The organism is Lysobacter sp. CA199 (assembly GCF_052078715.1).
Lineage (GTDB): Bacteria > Pseudomonadota > Gammaproteobacteria > Xanthomonadales > Xanthomonadaceae > Lysobacter.
The window spans coordinates 99993-119121 of record NZ_JBQJIL010000005.1 but is presented as its reverse complement, the minus strand read 5'-3'; the positions used below and the strand labels follow the sequence as shown (position 1 = coordinate 119121).

Genomic DNA, 19129 nt, shown 5'->3' with positions numbered 1-19129 from the left:
TGCCATTGCGGCGACCTGGAAGTCAAACCACACTATTGGACGCGATCATCATGAAGAAGACACGGATTCTCACCGGCGCATTGCTCGCCGCGATGTCCTTAAGCAGCATGGCTGCCGATCTGAGTTACACCTCTGTGGAAGGCGGTTACGCCAAGGGCAAGCAAGATGTCGGCGCTGTGGACAGCCGAAACACCCGCGTGGAAGACGTCAAGGCCGACGGCTACTACCTCAAGGGTTCGGTGGCACTGGGCGATGCGTTCTACGTATTCGGTGGGTATGGCAAGATCTCCGATGACGATGTCCGTGTCACCAGCAGCGATTTCGTCGGCATTCCAGGCTCCCAGCCGTCGCGCCTCGACATCGACCAGAAGCAGTACCAGCTCGGCCTGGGCTATCACCACGGCCTGTCCGAACGCGTCGATCTTGTCACCGAGCTCAGCTATCTGAAGACGGAACTGGATACCAGCGCCCAGGCAGGACCGCCCTCGTTGCCTTCCATGCGCTACGGGGTCTCCAGCGACGGCGACGATTTCCGCGTCGCAGTCGGCGTCCGCGGCAATCTGGCTCCGAACTTCGAGGGCTGGATCAAGGCCACCTACACCGACGGCGATTTCTACGACAGCCAGTTTGGCGGCAACCTCGGCGTGCTGGTGAAGTTCAACGAGACCTGGGGCGTCACCGGCGAAGCCGATATCAGCAGCGACAATCGGCTTTACACCGTGGGACTGCGCGCCAGCTTCTGATCGTAGTGCGACCGCTTGCACCAAAGCGTTTGCTGCGCGTTCTTGCAAAAAAGCCCGGCTGCCCCGACGCCGCAAGAAGTCGAGCCGGGCACAGCGGCTTGGGGGATTTGCTCTCCCCCCAAGCCCTGCATCACTACCCGACCGGCAACCCGCCCGCACCCATCACCCGATCCCACACCGCCGGCTTGCCGATCGTTTCCTCGACGAAGTCGATGAACGCCTCGACCTTGCGCGGCCGATACTCGCGCCCCGGGTACACCGCATAGATCCCGATCGGCACCAGGCACCAGTCCGGCAACACCTCGACCAACTGCTCCGAAGCCAGTTCCTGCGCGACCGCGAACGTCGCCGTCTGCAGGATGCCGCCGCCGCGCACCGCCGCATCGACCAGCGGCGCGCCGTAGTTGGCCTTGAGCCGTCCGCGTACCGGCACCCGCAGCGGTTCGCGTTCGCCCTGGAATTCCCAGGTCGCGGTGTCGCGGAACAAGGTGTAGTGCAGGCAGTCGTGATCGATGAGTTCGGCAGGCGACGCCGGCGTGCCGCGCCGTTGCAGGTACTCCGGCGCGGCGACCAGGATGCGCCGCGTTTGCGCGATGCGCCGCGCGACCAGACGCGAATCGCTGAGCGCGCCGATCCGGATCGCGGCGTCGAAGCCGGCGCCGATCAGATCGATGAAGCGGTCGTCGAACTGCAGGTCCAGATCGATGCCCGGGTAGCGATGAAGAAAATTCGGCAGGTGCGGAATCACGTACAGGCGGCCGAAGTTCATCGGCAACGACACCCGCAACTCGCCGCGCGGCTGCGCCGACAGGTCGTGCACACGTTCGCCCGCGGCCAGGATCTGGGCCAGGGCGGGCGCTACTTCGGAGTAATAGTGGCGGCCCGATTCAGTCAGGCTCAGCCGGCGGGTCGAGCGGTTGAGCAGCTTGGCGCCCAGCCGCGCTTCCAGGGTGTTGAGCCGGCGCGTGATCGCCCCCGGGGTGACCTGCAACTGCCGCGCCGCGGCGGTGAAGCTGCCGTGTTGGAGGATGGCTTCGAAGGCTTCGAGTTCGGAGTACAGTCCGCCGATCATTATTGAGACATCCTCAATGATGAGTTGTCCTTGCGATCCTATATCAATGATCGGCTCAACAATAGCCTGTGCATCCCGACCCCATGCTCCCAAGGAGCCCGTCATGGATGCCTTCCAGCTTCAAGGCCTGAGCCTCGACAGCCTGCGCCGCGTCGACCTGCCGCAACCCCAGCCCGGCCCCGGCCAGGTGCGGATCAAAGTAGCGGCCGCCTCGATCAATTACCGCGACTACGCCCTGGCCACCGGCCGCTATCAGCCTGAGTTGCCGCGGCCGTTCGTGCCGCTGTCCGACGGTGTCGGCCGGATCGAGGCGCTAGGCGCGGGCGTGAGCGCCTTCTCGCCCGGTGAGCGAGTCATCGGCCACTACACGACCCAGTGGAAGGGCGGCCCGTTCAAATCCGAGAACCACCTGAGCAAACTCGGCGGCCCGCTCGACGGCTGGCTGGCGCGATCGATCGTGCTGCCGGTCGATGCGATCGCACGCGCGCCGGAATTCCTCGACGACGCGCAGGCCTCGACCTTGCCGGTGTCCGGGCTCACCGCCTGGACCGCGCTGCGCAAACTGCAATTGCGACCCGGTGCGACGGTGCTGGTGCAGGGCACCGGCAGCGTCTCGCTGATGGCCCTGCAACTGGCCGCCGCGCGCGGCATGCGAGTGATCGCCACCACCGGCGAAGCGGCCAAGGCCGAACGGTTGCGTGCGCTCGGCGCGGATGCGGTGATCGACTACAAGCAGCGGCCCGACCTGGCGGCGGCGGTGCGCGAACTCACCGAAGGACGCGGCGTCGACGGCATCGTCGATGTGGTCGGCGGACAGCAGTTCCTGCAGCTGTTGCAGGCCGCGGCCGACAACGCCCACATCGCGGTGATCGGCTTCCTGCAGAGCATGCACGTGGACGGCAATCTGATCGGCCCGATCATGGCCCATCAACTCAACATTCACGGCGTCAGCGTCGGCAGCTTGGAAGACCTGCACGCGTATCTGGCCGAAGTGCAAGCGCACCGCATCCGGCCGGTCGTGGGCGCGCGGTTTTCGTTCGAGCAAGGCGTCGAAGCGATCGCGTCGATCGCCCAGGCGCGGCAAATGGGTAAGCCGGTGGTGGTGTTCGATTGATCGCGATTGATCGTTTCGGGTTCTGTTTCGCGCAGGGAGGTCGTGTTCACTTGCCATGGTCTTCGCTCATGACTTCATCCTCGCGAAGGTGGGGATCCAGAGCCTTCAGAGTCATGCCGCGGTGAAGCCCTGGATCCCCGCCTTCGCCGGGATGACGCTAGCAATGAACGCGGCGATCGGAGTGCAAAAATCGAGTGCGCCGACGTTGCTTTGCTCGTCATTCCCGCGAACGCGGGAATCCAGCGACTTTGCTCCCATCCGCGCATCGCACTGAAAGCCGGCGCAGGCGCGAAGTCTTTTGTGGGAGGGGCTTCAGCCCCGACGCTGTTCTTGCCGATGGCCGCGATCTGATCGAAGAGCGTCGGGGCTGAAGCCCCTCCCACAAAAGACCTCGGGGCTCCGTCGAGATAGTTGCGCGTAAAAAAACGAAGGCCCGCGATCGCGGGCCTTCGTCGTCGCGCTGCAAATGCGCCGCTTAGGGAACCAGCTGGCAACTCGTCGGCTTGGCCGAATTGAACAGCGAGGCCGTCGCCCATTCCGGATGATCGATGAACGGGTTGCGGTTGCCCTGGAAGCTGAAGATCACTTCGTTGCGCGCCTTCTCCGCCGCATCCGGCGGATCGGCCTGGTGCCACGACAACAGCGTGGTCAGCAGTCCCATGTACGCCGGCGAGGATGAGGTGATGACGATCTTGCTGCGGTCGTCGGTCAACTCCAGGTCCGGTTCGCTCTGGCCATTGTTCGGATCGGTGCCGCCTTCGTAACGGATCGCCATGTACAGCACCGCGCGCGCCATGTCGCCGCGGCGCTTGCCCCAGACCTGGAACGAACCGCTGTTGCCGTCGGGCGTCTTGAACCAGTTGGAGTTGCCCGGGTACACGCCACTGCCGCCGCCGCTGCCGTTGTTGACCTCGGTGACGCGTTCGCCGCAGCCGCTCGACAGCGAGCAGTCGGCGAACGGCTTGTTGCCGCGATCGGCGTTGTAGCCCGCGTCGGTCAGATACAGCATATGGGTGTCGGTGTACGGCGCGTAGGGCAGGCCGAGGTTGCCGGTGGCGCTGCCGAAGCCCAGCGAGTTCGGCCAGGTGTGCTCGCGGTTGTACTTCACCCCGCTGCCGCTGCCGGCACGGTCGGTGATCTTGACGAAGCTGCGGTTCTTGTAGGCGTCGAGAATGCGGCCGGAGTTGTTCGGATCCTCGTCGGCGATTTCCAGGATCGACCAGGTGTTGGTGGTGCCGCCGCTGTACGGATAGACCGTGTGGCCCTTGATGGTTTCGTGCAGCGAGCAACGCAGCTGGCTCGCGCTGCTGGTGTTGACGTGCGCGTAGTAGCCGGTCGGCGTGCCGCCGCCGTTGGCGACGTTGAAGTTGACCACGGTGTTGGCGGCCGGTGCAGCGCCACCGGCGTCGGTGACCTTGCTCGCGACCACGGTGAAGGTGCAGGCCTCGCCGGCATGCAGCGCGGTGCCGGTGGAGGCGGTGATCGCGGTGCCGCTGGACGGGTAGGTCAGCGCGACCGTGCCGGTGGTCGCGCACTGCAGGGTCAACGCGCCGCTGGCCAGCGTCACCGCTTCGCTGAAGTTGACCGACACATCGCCGGCGGCGGGGAAGTTGGTCGCACCGTTGCTCGGTGTGGTCGAACTCACGCTCGGCGGCGTGTTCGGGGCCGAGCCGGTAAAGGTCTGATTGTTGTTGCAGGCGCCGAAGGTCTGGGTCGCCGAGCTCTGCCAGGTGAACTGCGAATAGGCGCTGCCGTTGCCAGAGAGCTGCAGCGACGTGCCGGCCGCGGCCGAACCGGATTCGGACACCGGCAGGTTGGTGCTGGTCGTGCCCGACGCCGGGCCGTTGCTCGCGGTGATCTGGCCTTCGTAGCTCAGGAACTGCACCACGGTGCCGCTGCCGTCGACCAGGGCGAAGCCGTCGTTGGAACCGTTCTGGAGGCCGTTGGTGGGATAGCTGAGCGTGGCGATGCGCGCGCTGCCGCTGCCGCAAGTCACCACGTTGCCGGCCGGGACCAGGTCGTTGTCGTAGGTGGTCGCCGAGGAGGGCGTGCTGCCGTTGTAGAGATAGACGCGGTAATTGCTGAGCGTTTCGCCGGCCGTGGCGACGACCTCGATGCGCTCGCCGACATCGCCGCTCGAGGTGGCGTCGTCGTAGTGGAATTCATTGATGAACACGGCGGCCGAGGCCATCGACGGCAGCAGCGCGGCGATCGTCAGCGACAGGACGCCGGCGCGGCGCAGCGACAGCGGGTTGGAACGGCCAGCAACGGACTTGGGCATCGGTTCTGCTCCTTGTGAGTGGCATCGCGCGGCCGCCGGGCGGCGGATCGTCGGCGCGATTCGCGCCCTCCCCAGGGCGCGTGACGTGAGTCTAGTCCGGCTGTGTGACAGTGCCGGCCAGGGTGTGGCCGGGGGCGTGCCGAAAAGGGGACTGGTGTCGCGCTTGCGTCGGGCGATCGTGACCGCTCGGGGACAGTCTGGCGCCAGCTGAGCGATAGCCAGCCGACGGCTGGACGACAGGTGCGCGGGAAGGGGCGTTCGGGGAGGCCGCAATGTGCCTGGACCATGGCGCTGTCGGCGTCGAAACGTAGCTCTGCCGTCCCGGCGATCTTGATCGCAGGCCGTTGGCAGGGCGTCTTCAGGCAGGAGGCCTTTTGTGCGAAGTCTTTTGTGGGAGGGGCTTCAGCCCCGACGCTTTTCTTTCAGATCGGGGCCGCTGGAGCGGAAAGCGTCGGGGCTGAAGCCCCTCCCACAAAAGACCTCGGGCCGCAGTCGTGGGTGCGAAGCTGCTTTTCTTCCAGATGGCTGCAATTGGAGCCGAAGCGTTGGGCTCCAGTGCCTCCCACAAAAAGACTCTTGGGCCCGTCGCCGTGGGTGCGGACCTTCTCCCGTCAAACGACGCAGCCCGAATCGAAAGCGCCGGAGCCCCGTCCGCAAAAAACGCCGTTACTACCGAAGGCTCAACCCGCGCCGCGCGTCTTGGTGGCGCCACGCGGGCGGCCGGTGCGCAGCTCGGCCAATTGCTCGGCGACTTCCACCAGCGGTGCCTTCGATCGCGCCGGTGCCTCGCGGAAGGCGGTGATCAGGCGAAGTTCCAGCGGGTCGTCGATCAGCAGGGCCTCGGCGGCGGCGACCGAATCCATGGCCGTGTCCTGCGACAGATTCATCTTGCCGCGCCCAGTCGCCAGCCACTCGAACTGCACGCCGGTGATCATCGCCACGTCGCGCAGATGGGCGACGCTGGGGAACTTGCCCTGGGCCGATTCCCAGTGTCCGACCGCGCTGCGCTGCACGCCGACCGCGGCGCCGAGCGCAGCTTGCGACAAACCGGCGTGGCGGCGGGCGAGGCGTATGCGCTGTTGCGGCGTCATGTGACAGTTTTGGGCAGTTTTTAAGGGAATTATGCGTTGATGCTACCGGAAATCACCTGGCTACCGATAGTCGCTTTACGTAGTGCGTTTTCGATAGCTAGCCGGAAAGTAGTAGCCAATAAATACAGTAACTTATATTATCAAACAACTGTTGGAGCTACCAAAAGTAGCGAAAAACGTGATCCGATGAAGTGGCGCCCGCCCCAAGGACTCCAGAAGATGGCCCCACGCTGATACGGACTTCGGCAAGACACGAGGTCGGTTCGGGGGACAGGCGCAGGATTGCGCCATGCGTAGGACGGCCATCTCCGCACCAAAGAGCGCGTTCCACGGGACGCGCTCTTTTCTTTTGTGCGGTCCGCAAGCTGCGACTGCACCGCGCTGCGACAGGATCGACCTGCTCCCACCCCGCTGCGCGCGCCGCGCCGTCTTTTGTGGGAGGGGCTTGAGCCCCGACGCTTTTCGATCAGTCCGCGACAACGGCAAGCAAAGGCCTCGGGCTGAAGTCCCTGTCACAACAAAAAGGCGATCCGCGCTGAAAGAAGCAGTCGCCACTCTGAGAGCCGCTGCTTCGATGCGGCCCGCCGCTTACGAAGAGCACCCCGCGAAAACGCCGCGCCGCTTACCCCACCGGCCGCAGTTGTTCGTCGATCGAGCGGGTCTTGTCGGTCACCACATCGCCGGTGTGCTGGGTGGTTTTGCGTTCGATCAACAACACATGGCATTCCTCGTCGGCGATCGGGTTGTGGCGCACGCCCTTGGGCACGACGAACATTTCGCCTTCGCCCAATACGACGCTGCGGTCTTCCATCTCGATCACCAGCCGACCCTTGAGCACGAAGAACAACTCGTCCTCGTCGGCGTGGCTGTGCCAGGCCAGGGTGCCGTGCACGCGTGCGACCTTGATGTAGGCCTCATCCACTTCGGCGACCACGCGCGGCGACCACAGTTCGGTGAGCGATGCGGCGACGGCGGCGGGGGAGGTCACGGACGACATGGTCGGTTCCTGGCGAAGGCTGGGACGGTCAGTCTAGATGCTTGGGCCTGCGCGCGGCATCGACAAGGCCGGCGCATGCCGATTAAGGTGAATTCGCATCGCATCGCCGATGCAGCTCCCGCTCGACTCAGGACGCGATCATGCCGCCGACCGGTCCTTCGTTACCCGCCTGCGAACCGCGCGCCGCGCGTCAGGACGAAGCCGCGCGCCTGTGGGCGCTGCGCACGCGGGCGGTGCGTGCGGGCTGCGTCGGCCATTACGATGCGGCCACCGTCGCGATCTGGTCGGCGTCGCCCTTGCCGGACTCCTACCCGCGCCTGATCGCCGCCGGTGGCGCGGTGTTGATCGAGGAGGGCGACGAGTTGCTCTGCTACGGCATCGTCGATCTGGAGCGTGCCGAGGTCGAGGCGATGTTCGTCGCCCCCGAGCACGGCGGTCGCGGCCTGGGCGCGCGCCTGATGGGCGAGATCGAGGCGATCGCCCGTGACCACGGCCTGTCGGCGCTGACCGTGGCGTCTTCGCTCAATGCGACGGCGTTCTATCGATCGGTTGGATTCAACGCGATCGGCGAAGCCGCCTATCCGCATCCCAGCGGCGTGACGCTGGCATGCGTGCATATGCGTAAATCGCTGTAGGCCGATTGCGGCGGCGACGGCGTCGCATCGTCGTCACCGCGCCGCGCGCCTCACCCGATCGAATCGATCCACCCGCGCAGCGTCGGATCGCGAATCTCCAATACATCGAACAGGCCGACCGCGCGCAGGGCCGGCAAGGCTTGGCGAATGTGTTGTTCGGCCTGCGCGCGCGCTTCGTCGTCGGCGTGCGGGTTGCTGAGCGTTCGTGCGTTGGCCAGGAACGCGGCGACCGAGCCTTTGCGCACGGCGACGCCGTCGATGTGGGCCACGTCGAGGTGGTCGGGAAGCATGTCCTGAGCGCGCATGAGAAATCTCCGAAGTGAAGGTCGAGAACGTACGCCCATGCTGGGCTGCGCGTATCGGCTCTGCTACGTTGGCCCGGCCATCCGATAGCGCATTCCGGCCATGTCCGATCCCTTGCTCGCCCCGGCCCGCGCCGACTCCGGCGCGGGGCCGTTCGTGATCGCGGTGACCCTCGAGACCCGCGGCGTGCGCGATACCGCGCCGCATCGGCATGCGCGCGGGCAATTGCTCGGCTCGTACCGCGGTTTGCTCACCGTCGGCACCGAACTGGGGCGTTGGCTGGTGCCGGCCAGCGATGCGGTCTGGCTGCCGCCGCAGCATCGGCATTCGCTACGCTCGCATGGCGACCGGTTCTGCGGGTGGAGCGTTTACGTCGCTGAAGCAGACAGCGCCGCGTTGCCGGCGCAGCCGTGCGCGATGCGAGTGTCCGGCCTGTTGCGCGAAGCGGTGGCGCGGGTCGCGGCGTGGCCGCCGCAGGCGCGGCTGGAATCCGCCCAGGTCCGACTGGGGCAGGTGCTTCTGGACGAGATCGCGCACTGCCATTCCCACAGCCGTGCCGGCGAACGCATCGGCCTGCCGATGCCGCGCGATCCGCGCCTGCAGCCGGTGGCGCTGGCGCTGATCGAGGATCCGGCCGATCCGCGCGGCCTGGCCGAATGGGCGGCGCTGGCGCATCTGTCCGAGCGCAGCCTGAGCCGGCATTTCAGCGACGAGACCGGTTACAGCCTGCTGCAATGGCGCCAACGCGCGCGGCTGATGCGCGCGCTGGAGCGGTTGGCGGCGGGCGAGGCGGTGACCACGGTCGCGCTGGATATGGGCTACGACAGCGCCAGTGCGTTCATCGCCATGTTCCGGCGCCATCTGGGCGCGTCGCCGACCCAGTACCTCGATTCACTCAAAGACTGAGCGGCCTCGGACTTTCGGATGCGCCGTCGCGATGGCGAGCATGCCGATCGGTACCGGCTTCTTTTCGCGGCGAGACTCCCGCCGCCGGCGCTCATCGCCGTTGGACGGGAGCGTACTGACCTTTGTCGCCATAGCCTTGCGCCTTGCGATCGATGTTGGCGCACAGACGATCGCCGCACAGGATCAGGTCGGCGCTGTTGATCGCCTTGAGCTTGTCGGCCGCGACCTGGTTGTCGCGGATCACGCCGATGTAGTGCATCGACAACCAAATGGCGCCGACCAGCAACAGCGCGATGCAGGCGATCACGGTGCCGGTGACTTTCCAGATCAGGCTTTTATGCATGCGCTCCATGCGCTGAAGCTGCTGTGCGAGCGCCTGCGAGCCGTCGCCCAACGCCGTACCGGCCTGGACCAACCGCTTCTCGTAATCGCCGACCGGCCGCTCCAGCCCGCTGCGTAATTTCCCCATCAGCTCACCAGGCAAACCGCTCAACGTGGCGTCGGCCGATTGCCGTACCGTTGCTGGAAGCTGCTGCGACAAGGTTTGCAACTGTTGAGACAACGCCCTCTGCTGCTGCTCGATCTGGGCGCAGTTGCGTTCGAACTGTTCCATGAGCGTAGCGGTGGCGCTGATCAGTTCGGTCAATTCTTGCTGGTCCATGCGCGATGGTTCTCCTGGGTTGAGCGGTTACGGCTGTCGCTATGGGGGCATCAGCGCGAACGGCCGCCTTGACTGGGCTGCGCGGTTTCCTGCTGCCGATCGCGTTGCTGCTGCGCGGACGCGCGTTCGGCCGCCTGATGCTGCTCCTGCCGGTCGACAGTGGCGCTGGCCTCGTGGCGCAACTGCTGCCCGGCGCCATGGTTGGCGGCGGATTGGGTCATCGCGCGAAAGGTTTCTTGATCGCCGGAAGCATGCGCCTGGGTCATCTGGCGGACGAACGCCAGCGGATTTGCGCTCAACAGCGCGGTACCGGCAGCGCCGACCGAGGCGGTCTTGGAACTGAAGAAATCTCCAATGGCATCGCCGACCTCGCGGGCTTTTTTCTCCGCCTTTTCGCCGATTTCGGCTGCCTTCTTGCCGACGTGCTCGCCGACTTCGACGGCTTTTCGTCCGGCCCTTTCGCCGAGTTCGACCGCCTTCTCGCCGGTTTCGACGGCCGCCTTGCCGGCTTGCACGCCCACCTCGACGACTTTGCGCGCGGTCTTCTCGTGCATCTCGATTGCTTTTTCGCCGACTGCGGCGGCGATCTTGCCGGTTTGTATGCCGGTGTCGATTCCACGCTTGAGGGCTTTCTCGTGCAGTTCGACAATGGTCTCGCCGACCGCAACCGTCGTGGTGATTCCGGCGCGCAAGTGACGCACGTCGTCGCGGTACTTGTCGATCATGGGGTCGTACTGTTTGGCCAGGGCCTGCGTCTTGGGATCGCGCAGTACGGACACGTCTTCGTGCCCGTCGCCATCCACGTTGAGGAAATTGTCCATGTTGTGCGACCGGCCTTTAGTTCCGGACGCTACGGCCGCGACCAGCGGAGCGCGGTGAAGGATGTCGGTCGAAATGCGGTCGTGATTGTTGTAGCCGGCACCCTTGAGGCTGTTGATTTCCTCGGGCTTGGCGTAAACGCGCACCTGGCCGTAATGTGGGCTGGCGGCGCTGACGGCATCGCCCGCCATCACGTGATTGACGAAACGGTCGCCGCCCTTGGGCACGCCGTAATCGAGGCTGGCGGCGCCGTAGGGATTGAAGGCTTCGCCGCGCAGGCCGAACTTGTGCGCGGTGATCTGGGCCAGGCAGCCGCCTAAGGAGTGGCCGGTGATGGTGACTTCTGGGGCGTGTCCGCCGTAGTCCCTCGCGCTTTTCTCAGCAAGTGAAATCGCGCGTTTAGTAAATTCAATGGCGTCTTTGGCCTGGGCGTTCGAGCCCATCGCAACCATGCCGCCGTCTGCAATGACACCGTCCCGCGTGGCTTCGCGGCCGAATTCGGTTCCGCAGTGCGCCACCACGATTTCGCCGGTATCCACCCGCTGATAGATCGCGCCTTGGTAACCGGAGGGGCGATCCATGTATTCCAATGCTTTGTACTTTACGCCCTCCAGTTCAAACACTTTATTGACTGGATGCAGCCACTTTCCTTCGGAGCCCTTTTGGTCATCGCCGTAGGACTGTTCCGCCAGATTGGCATACTGCTGGGTGGGAATGGTCATGGCGTCACTGCCTTAGGTGTGAGAGTCACGGTGAAGAGTTCGGCGTCCTTGAGCGCAGGATCCATCTTTGAACGATCGGTCTGCCCGTACGCACCGTAATTTTCGATGTCCGGATCCTGCGGATAGAACTGCTTCAAGAGGTATGTCTTTTCAGCCTGCTGAGCCTTAATTTTTTCAGGATAAATATTAGGGACGAACCGGGTTTCCCCATGTGCCCCCGTAGCTTTTAAGGAAGCGTACGCCTGGATCAACTCCCAGTGGCATACGCCACGGCCGTAGTAGTCCTCATCGATCATGCCGTCGGTATAAACAACGCCGGTGTACTCGGTATCATTGACGCGGATCCAGACGATGGGTATGTCTTCGGTGGGCGTCGGCCAGAGGTGGCCGCCGTTCTCGTTCGGCGGCGGCAGACATTCCGGCGTCTTCACGTCGAACTGCATGAACCCCTCGATCGATGCGAACGGTCCGGGCGCATTGGCGAGCGTCAAAATGAGTTGGTAACGCTGCTTGGGATTCGGATTCTGTTTGAAGTCGGGCATGGTTTTCTCTGAAGAGGAAGGGCTGCAAGCGGACAAGGGCAGCAGCAAGCTCAGGCCTATCCACGAAAGGTGTTGTCGCATATCCAATCCTTGAGGCGAATCAGCCGATGAATCGGCACGAGTCAGTCAGCGTAGGGCCAATGCGCGCAATCTCTCGCGACAGTACCGGTGGCGCGCGATCGTCATTGCGTATGCCGCACAGCATTGGCGTCGCTCGAAAGCGGCTTTGGAAAATCAAACTTGATCTGGTCTCCGGAGTTATAGCTCATGTGCGGAAACTCGCCGGGAGCAAATCCGGGGTAGGACGCCTGTAGGGTGTCGTTCGAAGTCCATCGGATCTTCAGCTGTTTGTAGTCGTGCGGCGCTTCGAATCCAGCGATTCGATCAGACTCGGCATCGATGAGCGATGCGTCGGCGCGCATTACGTCTACTGCGGTAAAGCAGCTCCCCGGCGAGCCTTCTGCTTGTTGGAGGACGGCCTTGTATTTTCTATCCGGGGAGTAAATGATTTTGACGTCGTCTCCCTTGCATCCGCATGAAGTCAGCAGAAGAAAAAAGACAGGGAACAGGGGCTTCACTACGATTCTCATGACGTGGACCCTGCGTTAAGCCGCGGCGGCGGCGGGCATTCCGATGTCTTCATGTCGAACTGCATGAATCCCTGGACTGAGACGAACGGCCCCGGCGCATTGGCGATGGTCAGCGTCAATTGATAGCGCTGCTTAGGCTGCGAGTTCTGTTTGAACTCCGGCGCGATCTCGTCGTAAGGCGAGGCGCCGCAGCCGGTCAACGCCAGCAGCAGGCCCGGTCCCATCCATGAGCGGTGTCGGCGCATATTTCATCCTTGAGGCGACTGGGGTTGAGCCTACGGGAGGGCGCTCCGGACAGGCAAGGTCGATCGGATGTGCCATTTTTCGGAGTCATCGGTACTGGTTTAGGTTGCGCAGAGTCGGCCGGAATCAGCTTTGCAGTTGGGGTGCCGTGATCGGGTCGAAAGGCGATCGGGGCTGAAAGCCCTCCCGCAAAGCAGCGCCGGCCGAGGTGGCGCGCACGCGCCGGTCCGCTAGGCCCCATGGGGCCGGTCGCGACCGTTCCGAGGCATGCCCCGGCCTCTGGTTGCAAGATTTCTCGCCCCGCCCCCTTGAAAGCTCGCCGGAACGCCTCATTAAGCGTTCAGTCCCGGCCCGTCCGGGCGCTTTTGTCCCTTGAAGTTGGCACTCGCCGGGGGCGACTGCTAAAATTCCCGCTCTTTCCCCACCCATTCAATCACTTACAGAGGTCGCCATGAATCTCAAGCCGCTTTATGACCGCGTTGTGGTCAAGCCGATCGAAGCCGACGAAGTCTCGGCCGGCGGCATCATCATCCCCGACGCCGCCAAGGAAAAGTCGACCAAGGGCGAAGTCGTCGCCATCGGCGAAGGCAAGGCCCTGGACAACGGCAGCCTGCGCGCGCCGAAGCTCAAGGTCGGCGACAAGGTCATCTACGGCCAGTACTCGGGCAGCTCCTATAAGCAGGACGGCATCGAATACAAGATCCTCAAGGAAGACGACGTTCTCGCGATCGTCGGCTAAGAGCCAGGATTCGGGATTGGGCATTCGGGATTCGCAAAGCGCCTGCGCTGCGATCCCGCCCAACCCGACGTCCGCTTGCGCTCTTACCAATCCCTAATCCCCAATCCCAATTCCCGGAGTTTCACCATGGCTGCCAAAGAAATTCGTTTCGGTGAGGACGCACGCTCCAAGATGGTGCGCGGCGTAAATATTCTCGCCAATGCCGTCAAGGCCACCCTCGGTCCGAAGGGCCGTAACGTCGTGCTCGAGAAGAGCTTCGGCGCGCCGACGATCACCAAGGACGGCGTGTCCGTCGCCAAGGAGATCGAACTGGCCGACAAGTTCGAGAACATGGGCGCGCAGATGGTCAAGGAAGTCGCTTCCAAGACCTCCGACAACGCCGGCGACGGCACCACCACCGCGACCGTGCTGGCTCAGGCGCTGATCCGCGAAGGCATGAAGGCGGTCGCCGCCGGCATGAACCCGATGGACCTCAAGCGCGGCATCGACAAGGCCGTGATCGAAGCGGTGGCCGAGCTGAAGAAGCTGTCCAAGCCGTCCTCGACCAGCAAGGAAATCGCCCAGGTCGGCGCGATCTCCGCCAACTCCGACGCAGACATCGGCGACCTGATCGCCCAGGCGATGGACAAGGTCGGCAAGGAAGGCGTGATCACCGTTGAAGACGGTTCGGGCCTGGAAAATGAGCTCGACGTCGTCGAGGGCATGCAGTTCGACCGCGGCTATCTGTCGCCGTACTTCATCAACAACCAGCAGTCGATGTCGGCCGAACTGGACGACCCCTACGTGCTGCTGTACGACAAGAAGATCTCCAACGTCCGCGACCTGCTGCCCGTGCTGGAAGGCGTGGCCAAGTCCGGCAAGCCGCTGCTGATCGTCGCCGAAGAAGTCGAAGGCGAAGCGCTGGCGACCCTGGTGGTCAACACCATCCGCGGCATCGTCAAGGTCTGCGCCGTCAAGGCGCCGGGCTTCGGTGACCGTCGCAAGGCGATGCTGGAAGACATGGCCGTCCTCACCGGCGGCACCGTGATCTCCGAGGAAGTCGGCCTGCAGCTCGAGAAGGCCACGATCAAGGATCTGGGCCGCGCGAAGAAGGTGCAGGTCTCCAAGGAGAACACCACCATCATCGACGGCGCCGGCGACGGTGAAGGCATCCAGGGCCGCATCAAGCAGATCAAGGCTCAGATCGAAGAGACCTCGTCGGACTACGATCGCGAGAAGCTGCAAGAGCGCGTGGCCAAGCTGGCCGGCGGCGTTGCGGTGATCAAGGTCGGCGCGTCGACCGAGATCGAGATGAAGGAAAAGAAGGCTCGCGTTGAAGACGCGCTGCACGCCACCCGCGCTGCCGTGGAAGAAGGCATCGTCCCGGGCGGCGGCGTCGCGCTGCTGCGCGCCAAGGCCGCGATCAGCGGTCTGAAGGGCGCCAACGAAGACCAGAACCACGGCATCCAGATCGCCCTGCGCGCGATGGAAGCCCCGCTGCGCGAAATCGTCACCAACGCCGGCGAAGAACCGTCGGTCATCCTGAACAAGGTCCAGGAAGGTACCGGCGCGTTCGGTTACAACGCCGCCAACGGCGAATATGGCGACATGCTCGAGTTCGGCATCCTGGACCCGACCAAGGTCACCCGCACCGCGCTGCAGAACGCCGCGTCGATCGCCGGTCTGATGATCACGACCGAAGCGATGGTCGCCGAGCTGCCGAAGAAGGATGAGCCGTCGATGCCGGGCGGCGGCGGTATGGGTGGTATGGGCGGTATGGATTTCTGATCCAACCGTTCGCAGTAATGCAATAAGAAGAACCCCGCCTCGAGGCGGGGTTTTTTTTGGAGGCGACCGACGGCGAGCGACCATGGCCGCCGTGGTTACGACGGCTGACCGGGCCGGCGTACCGGGTGACGCAGCCGCAGCGCCCTCAGCGCGCCGTGGAAGTCGCTCGGATCGTCTTCGTCGCCGACGCCCGTCGGCGCTACCAGTGCGGCTCGCGGTGGTGGCGACGGCAGCGGGATCTCCGGCCGGTCGCCACGCGGGCGGGCCAGCATCACCTGCGACAGATCGTTGGCCGCGGCCACCCGCGCGCCCATGTCTGGCGGATTGGCGGCGAGGAAGCGCCGGACGATGGTCTTGATGATCGAGGTGTGGTCGAACACCACGTGACTGGCCTTGCCCTTGTCGACCCAGGGCGATACCACCAGCGCCGGCACACGCGGGCCGAGCTGGTCGACGCCGCAGACCGGCGCGGCGTCCTGCGGCGGCGAGACGTGGTCGTAGAAACCGCCGTGCTCGTCGTAGGTCACCACGAATAAGGTCTTGTCCCACTTCGGCCCAGCGATGAGCGCGCGCGCGATCTTGCCGATCAGGACCTGTCCGTCGATCACCCGGCTGGGTGCGTGGTCGTCGTTGGCGTACGGAACCGGCACTTCGATGAAGTTCGGGTCGATGAACGAAACCGACGGCAGCGTCCCCGTGCGCGCCGCCTCGAAGAAGCCGTGGCGCGGGTGGTCGATCGAGCGGATGCGGTTCTCGTAGTCGTCGACGTAGCGACCGAAGATCCGCAACGTGCAGTAACCGTGTTCGTAGTAGTTCCACGACACGCCTTGCGCGCTGAGGTGGTCGAAGACGGTCTTGGTCGAGATCGTGCCGTACTGCGCCGATTCGCTGTTGCCCAATTCCCATTGGCCGTAGCGATCGCGGTTGAGGCGGCCGGTGAGGGTGTAGTAGCGGTTGGGAAAGGTCGGGCCCGGATGGGCGCAGAACCAGCGGTCGCAGACCAGGAAATTGCGCGCGAGCGCGTCGTAGACCGGCACCTGGGCCGCGCTGTAGTGGCCCATGACCCGGCCCGGATCGACGCCCTGGCTTTCGAAGCGCTGGGCGAAGCTGGCGACGAAACCGTCCTGGCGGCCGCCGTTGACCTGAGTGAAGACGCATTCGTAGTCGTGGCAGGGGCTGTGGGCGAAGTTGTCGGCACCGAGTGGAAACGAGGCGTAGTCGCGCCCCTTGTAGCGGTTGCTCTCGCCGCCGCGCAGGCCGTCGACGTCGCTGCGCCCGCCTTCCTTGCTCAGGTAGCCGAGCATATGGTCGAACGAGCGGTTCTCCATCATCAGCACGACGATGTGCTCGATCCCCGCCAGCGTGCCGGGATCGAGCGGCGGTTGTGGATGTTCCGGGAAGGCCTCGACTTGCTGTGGCGGTTGGATGTACTCGACCACGAGTGCGTTGCCCTCGCCGAAGACCTGGGTCACGTGGTGTTCGCCGCCGGTCAGCAACGACCCGAGGCGGCGTTGGATCTCCTTGCGGAAGCGCTCCGATCGCAGCGCGCCGTACAGGCCGCCGCTGACCATGCTTTCGACGATGTCGGCGTAGACACCGTCGATGGGCCCGGTGACGTCGAGGTCGATGCCGACGTTGATGAACTCCTTGCACAGCGCCGAGCGGATCTTATTCTTGACCTTCTCGGTGGCCAGGCCGTTGGGCACGGTGATCTTGCGCTTGACTGCGCGATGCCAGTACTCGTAAACGTCGCCGGTGAAGGCACGCGATAACAGGCGCAGCGATGCCGCACTGGTCTCGATGACGTCGACGCACTCAAGAACGTCCACGCGATTGCTCACGCGGCTGAAATAACAGTTCAGGATGATGCGGAACGATTCGATATCGGCGTCGGGCGTCGGCCACTTTCCGTCGATCTCTTCTTCTCCGCCGGTCTCGAAATGGACGGTGATGCGCAGTTGCGGACGCTCGCCCGGTAACAGCTCCAACAAGATGCGCTCGGTGTTGAGGTCGCGGATGCGATGACTGGTGTCGATGACCTCTTCGACCAAGGGGGTGTCCCCGTAGGTTCCGTCGTTGCCGAGCATGTAGACCCGCACCAGGTTGCTGTGGATCTGGACGCGGATCAGCGGATGCGCGGCGTGGTTGAAGTAGCGGTCGAACTTCTGCTGCAACGCGCGCAGGTCGAAGCTGCGCCGTTGCAGGCGGCCGACCGGCCATGCGCGCAGGAGTTTGCGCACGGACAAGGGGAAGGGCGGATCGGGGCGGTAGCGGGTGGCGAACGTGCGCAGGCTGACCTGCGGAGCGATGGCCGAGCGGATGCTGGTGCTCATGGTATTGCCTCCTTGCGGCTCGCGCCGGTCACTGCAGCGAGATCAGGATCGGCACCAGCCCGCGGCCCTGCTCGAAACCGCGCAGCGCCTTGCCGATGACCGCGCCGCCGGCCTGAGCGGCGTCACCGGCCTTCATGGCATGGCCCGGCGTCGGCGAGGTGGTCAGCAGATCGCCGACTTCGATCGCGCCGTAGGCGGCGTCGACCTTGCAGAACACCTTGCCGAGCAAGGCGACCGGCTGGCGCAGCCGCTCGGAGGGCTGGTTGTCGAGCACGATGCCGGGCTTGAAGTCGCCCGCGCCGGAAACCACGCCAGCGACGCGACGGTCGTAGGCGCGCTGACTCGGCGACAAAGCCAGTTCCTCGTCCAGCACCATCACCGTGCCCGGTTCGACTGCGGCGTCGGTGGCGATGTTGAAGTTCTCGGCGCAGTCGGCATTGATCAGACGGATGTCGCCGGTGACCTCGACGTCGCCTTCGAAATATCCGGCCAGGCGACCGCCCCGGCCACACACGGCGATACCACCGGGACCAGCCACACCGACTACGCCGATGCCGTTGGTCTTGTGCTCACCCCACAGACCGGCGCCGCCGACGGTGCTGTAGGTCTCGCCGTAGACGCCATGCCATTGCTTGGCGATACCGACCACGCCGGCGCCGCGGTCGGCTTCGCCCCAGATCGCGTGATAGTTGCCGCTGTGGCCGTAAAGACCGTAGCCATCGCGACTGTCGCCGGACACGCCGATTCGGCGGCCGCGGCCCTGTACGCCGGGTCCGTCGCCGACGTTGGAGCCGGACACGCCGGCGTGGCGATCGGAATGGGCAACGCCGCGCACGCCGTTGAAACGCAGACTTTCGCCGCGGATCGCGTCGTTGTCGGCGTGCAGCTTGGCGAATCCGGCTACCGCTTCGGATACGACAATCGAGGACACCCGGTCGTTCCAGTCCATGCTGATCGCGGCGGTGTCTTCGTTGACGTCGACGAACGCTCCCTGGAAGTTGGGAAGCTCATACAAGCGCACGATCATGCCACTGGGCACCAGCAGCGAGCTGAGGCTGTTGTCGCCGATGCTCAGGTTGGCCGCGTCATAGCGACCCGGGCCAAGCACTTGCAGCCGGCCGGTGAATTCAGAGTGCTCGTAGATCATCACTTCGCGCGTGGGCGGCGGCGTGTCGGCGGCGGCGTAGACCACCAGCGAACTGGTTTTTTCATTCCAGGTCGGGGTCAGCAAGGACAGGTCCTCGCGCAGGTCGATATAGGCACCCTGGAAACGCGCGTGCTGGTACAGGCGCACGGCCATGCCGGCTGGAACCTTGACTGAGCTGATGGTGTCGTTGCCGATCGAGATCTGGGCGAGGGTATCGTCGTAGCGGCCGATGGCCAGGGCCTGGGACCGGCCGAGGAAGTTGGCGTGCTCGTAGATGGTGATGTTGGGCATGGAAAACTCCGTTTCTGTCGTAAGCGTTCGCCGGCGGCGAAACGGCCGTGCGGCGACGACGCGGGCGAACTCCGTCGCATGCATCGCAAGAACAGAAGCGGCGTGGGCGGGGAAAACCTGACATCGGGGTGTC

Annotated in this window: 19 protein-coding genes and 1 pseudogene; 7 read left to right on the top strand and 13 right to left on the bottom strand. The window is 64.5% G+C overall.

The genetic code is table 11. The features are described from left to right. Positions 1-50: 50 nt before the first annotated feature. A complete protein-coding gene (locus ACTOWJ_RS10010) occupies positions 51-743 on the top strand; it encodes a porin (RefSeq protein WP_441334460.1) in 693 nt (230 codons plus the stop codon). A gap of 133 nt (positions 744-876) precedes the next feature. Here ACTOWJ_RS10010 and ACTOWJ_RS10005 read toward each other — a convergent pair whose 3' ends face one another. Continuing rightward, positions 877-1815, bottom strand: a complete 939-nt coding sequence (locus ACTOWJ_RS10005; protein ID WP_441334459.1) for a LysR family transcriptional regulator — start codon at positions 1813-1815, stop codon at positions 877-879. Positions 1816-1918: 103 nt separating this feature from the next. Between ACTOWJ_RS10005 and ACTOWJ_RS10000 the strand changes: the two genes are divergently transcribed. Further along, positions 1919-2929, top strand: a complete 1011-nt coding sequence (locus ACTOWJ_RS10000; RefSeq protein ID WP_441334458.1) for a zinc-dependent alcohol dehydrogenase family protein — start codon at positions 1919-1921, stop codon at positions 2927-2929. A 74-nt stretch (positions 2930-3003) separates the two neighbouring features. On the opposite strand, the gene ACTOWJ_RS09995 is transcribed toward ACTOWJ_RS10000, so the two are convergent. Together ACTOWJ_RS09995 and ACTOWJ_RS09990 are read right to left on the bottom strand one after the other, a co-directional pair. Then, the gene (locus ACTOWJ_RS09995) at positions 3004-3465 is read right to left on the bottom strand and encodes a DUF6053 domain-containing protein (protein ID WP_441334457.1); all 462 of its coding nucleotides are present in this window, start codon (positions 3463-3465) and stop codon (positions 3004-3006) included. Further along, on the bottom strand, positions 3405-5120 hold the full coding sequence (locus ACTOWJ_RS09990) for an endonuclease (protein ID WP_441334738.1): 1716 nt from the start codon (positions 5118-5120) through the stop codon (positions 3405-3407). The genes ACTOWJ_RS09995 and ACTOWJ_RS09990 overlap by 61 nt, the downstream gene beginning before the upstream one ends. A 375-nt stretch (positions 5121-5495) precedes the next feature. On the opposite strand from ACTOWJ_RS09990, the pseudogene ACTOWJ_RS09985 reads away from it, so the two are divergent. Then, positions 5496-5675, top strand: a pseudogene (locus tag ACTOWJ_RS09985) (DUF6053 domain-containing protein); the annotation flags it as partial. A 215-nt stretch (positions 5676-5890) separates the two neighbouring features. On the opposite strand, the gene ACTOWJ_RS09980 reads toward ACTOWJ_RS09985, so the two are convergent. Next, positions 5891-6301 (bottom strand): helix-turn-helix transcriptional regulator, encoded by a 411-nt coding sequence (locus ACTOWJ_RS09980; protein WP_441334456.1) that lies wholly within the window; start codon positions 6299-6301, stop codon positions 5891-5893. Between the two features lie 622 nt (positions 6302-6923). Beyond that, complete coding sequence (locus ACTOWJ_RS09975) at positions 6924-7298, bottom strand: cupin domain-containing protein (protein WP_441334455.1); 375 nt, start codon at positions 7296-7298, stop codon at positions 6924-6926. A gap of 140 nt (positions 7299-7438) precedes the next feature. Here ACTOWJ_RS09975 and ACTOWJ_RS09970 point away from each other — a divergent pair, with 140 nt between their 5' ends. Beyond that, positions 7439-7933, top strand: coding sequence for a GNAT family N-acetyltransferase (locus ACTOWJ_RS09970; protein WP_441334454.1), 495 nt, complete (start codon positions 7439-7441; stop codon positions 7931-7933). Positions 7934-7983: 50 nt separating this feature from the next. Here ACTOWJ_RS09970 and ACTOWJ_RS09965 read toward each other — a convergent pair whose 3' ends face one another. Further along, a complete protein-coding gene (locus ACTOWJ_RS09965) occupies positions 7984-8238 on the bottom strand; it encodes a hypothetical protein (RefSeq protein ID WP_441334453.1) in 255 nt (84 codons plus the stop codon). A 100-nt stretch (positions 8239-8338) separates the two neighbouring features. Here ACTOWJ_RS09965 and ACTOWJ_RS09960 point away from each other — a divergent pair, with 100 nt between their 5' ends. Then, the gene (locus ACTOWJ_RS09960; RefSeq protein WP_441334452.1) at positions 8339-9142 is read left to right on the top strand and encodes an AraC family transcriptional regulator; all 804 of its coding nucleotides are present in this window, start codon (positions 8339-8341) and stop codon (positions 9140-9142) included. A 91-nt stretch (positions 9143-9233) separates the two neighbouring features. Here ACTOWJ_RS09960 and ACTOWJ_RS09955 read toward each other — a convergent pair whose 3' ends face one another. The 5 genes from ACTOWJ_RS09955 to ACTOWJ_RS09935 all read right to left on the bottom strand — a co-directional run bounded on the left by ACTOWJ_RS09955 (position 9234) and on the right by ACTOWJ_RS09935 (position 12721). Further along, positions 9234-9803 (bottom strand): relaxation protein, encoded by a 570-nt coding sequence (locus ACTOWJ_RS09955; RefSeq protein ID WP_441334451.1) that lies wholly within the window; start codon positions 9801-9803, stop codon positions 9234-9236. A gap of 50 nt (positions 9804-9853) precedes the next feature. Further along, positions 9854-11344, bottom strand: a complete 1491-nt coding sequence (locus ACTOWJ_RS09950) for a hypothetical protein (protein ID WP_441334450.1) — start codon at positions 11342-11344, stop codon at positions 9854-9856. Continuing rightward, positions 11341-11886: a hypothetical protein gene (locus ACTOWJ_RS09945; RefSeq protein ID WP_441334449.1), complete on the bottom strand. Its 546-nt coding sequence runs from the start codon at positions 11884-11886 to the stop codon at positions 11341-11343. Before ACTOWJ_RS09945 ends, ACTOWJ_RS09950 begins: the two co-directional genes overlap by 4 nt. A 182-nt stretch (positions 11887-12068) precedes the next feature. Beyond that, the gene (locus ACTOWJ_RS09940; RefSeq protein ID WP_441334448.1) at positions 12069-12464 is read right to left on the bottom strand and encodes a hypothetical protein; all 396 of its coding nucleotides are present in this window, start codon (positions 12462-12464) and stop codon (positions 12069-12071) included. 8 nt (positions 12465-12472) lie between these two features. Continuing rightward, entirely contained in the window at positions 12473-12721 is a 249-nt protein-coding gene (locus ACTOWJ_RS09935) for a hypothetical protein (protein WP_441334447.1), read from the bottom strand. 449 nt (positions 12722-13170) lie between these two features. Between ACTOWJ_RS09935 and ACTOWJ_RS09930 the strand changes: the two genes are divergently transcribed. Then, positions 13171-13458 carry a co-chaperone GroES gene (locus ACTOWJ_RS09930; protein WP_441334446.1) on the top strand — a complete coding sequence of 96 codons (288 nt, stop codon included), beginning with the start codon at positions 13171-13173 and terminating at the stop codon, positions 13456-13458. 126 nt (positions 13459-13584) lie between these two features. Beyond that, complete coding sequence (gene groL, locus ACTOWJ_RS09925) at positions 13585-15225, top strand: chaperonin GroEL (RefSeq protein WP_441334445.1); 1641 nt, start codon at positions 13585-13587, stop codon at positions 15223-15225. 95 nt (positions 15226-15320) lie between these two features. On the opposite strand, the gene ACTOWJ_RS09920 is transcribed toward groL, so the two are convergent. Both ACTOWJ_RS09920 and ACTOWJ_RS09915 read right to left on the bottom strand, forming a co-directional pair. Next, positions 15321-17558, bottom strand: coding sequence for a phospholipase C (locus tag ACTOWJ_RS09920; protein ID WP_441334444.1), 2238 nt, complete (start codon positions 17556-17558; stop codon positions 15321-15323). A 28-nt stretch (positions 17559-17586) separates the two neighbouring features. After that, positions 17587-18996, bottom strand: coding sequence for a hypothetical protein (locus tag ACTOWJ_RS09915; protein WP_441334443.1), 1410 nt, complete (start codon positions 18994-18996; stop codon positions 17587-17589). Positions 18997-19129 lie beyond the last annotated feature (133 nt).

Bases quoted from the DNA above. Each gene is read 5' to 3' on its own strand.
- ACTOWJ_RS09915 (WP_441334443.1), bottom strand. From the start codon at position 18,996: ATGCCCAACATCACCATCTACGAGCACGCCAACTTCCTCGGCCGGTCC.
- ACTOWJ_RS10005 (WP_441334459.1), bottom strand. From the start codon at position 1,815: ATGATCGGCGGACTGTACTCCGAACTCGAAGCCTTCGAAGCCATCCTC.
- ACTOWJ_RS09945 (WP_441334449.1), bottom strand. From the start codon at position 11,886: ATGCCCGACTTCAAACAGAATCCGAATCCCAAGCAGCGTTACCAACTC.
- ACTOWJ_RS09970 (WP_441334454.1), top strand. From the start codon at position 7,439: ATGCCGCCGACCGGTCCTTCGTTACCCGCCTGCGAACCGCGCGCCGCG.
- ACTOWJ_RS09965 (WP_441334453.1), bottom strand. From the start codon at position 8,238: ATGCGCGCTCAGGACATGCTTCCCGACCACCTCGACGTGGCCCACATC.
- groL (WP_441334445.1), top strand. From the start codon at position 13,585: ATGGCTGCCAAAGAAATTCGTTTCGGTGAGGACGCACGCTCCAAGATG.
- ACTOWJ_RS09975 (WP_441334455.1), bottom strand. From the start codon at position 7,298: ATGTCGTCCGTGACCTCCCCCGCCGCCGTCGCCGCATCGCTCACCGAA.
- ACTOWJ_RS09955 (WP_441334451.1), bottom strand. From the start codon at position 9,803: ATGGACCAGCAAGAATTGACCGAACTGATCAGCGCCACCGCTACGCTC.
- ACTOWJ_RS09960 (WP_441334452.1), top strand. From the start codon at position 8,339: ATGTCCGATCCCTTGCTCGCCCCGGCCCGCGCCGACTCCGGCGCGGGG.
- ACTOWJ_RS09950 (WP_441334450.1), bottom strand. From the start codon at position 11,344: ATGACCATTCCCACCCAGCAGTATGCCAATCTGGCGGAACAGTCCTAC.
- ACTOWJ_RS09930 (WP_441334446.1), top strand. From the start codon at position 13,171: ATGAATCTCAAGCCGCTTTATGACCGCGTTGTGGTCAAGCCGATCGAA.
- ACTOWJ_RS09935 (WP_441334447.1), bottom strand. From the start codon at position 12,721: ATGCGCCGACACCGCTCATGGATGGGACCGGGCCTGCTGCTGGCGTTG.
- ACTOWJ_RS10000 (WP_441334458.1), top strand. From the start codon at position 1,919: ATGGATGCCTTCCAGCTTCAAGGCCTGAGCCTCGACAGCCTGCGCCGC.
- ACTOWJ_RS09980 (WP_441334456.1), bottom strand. From the start codon at position 6,301: ATGACGCCGCAACAGCGCATACGCCTCGCCCGCCGCCACGCCGGTTTG.
- ACTOWJ_RS09990 (WP_441334738.1), bottom strand. From the start codon at position 5,120: ATGGCCTCGGCCGCCGTGTTCATCAATGAATTCCACTACGACGACGCC.
- ACTOWJ_RS09920 (WP_441334444.1), bottom strand. From the start codon at position 17,558: ATGAGCACCAGCATCCGCTCGGCCATCGCTCCGCAGGTCAGCCTGCGC.
- ACTOWJ_RS10010 (WP_441334460.1), top strand. From the start codon at position 51: ATGAAGAAGACACGGATTCTCACCGGCGCATTGCTCGCCGCGATGTCC.
- ACTOWJ_RS09995 (WP_441334457.1), bottom strand. From the start codon at position 3,465: ATGGGCGACGGCCTCGCTGTTCAATTCGGCCAAGCCGACGAGTTGCCA.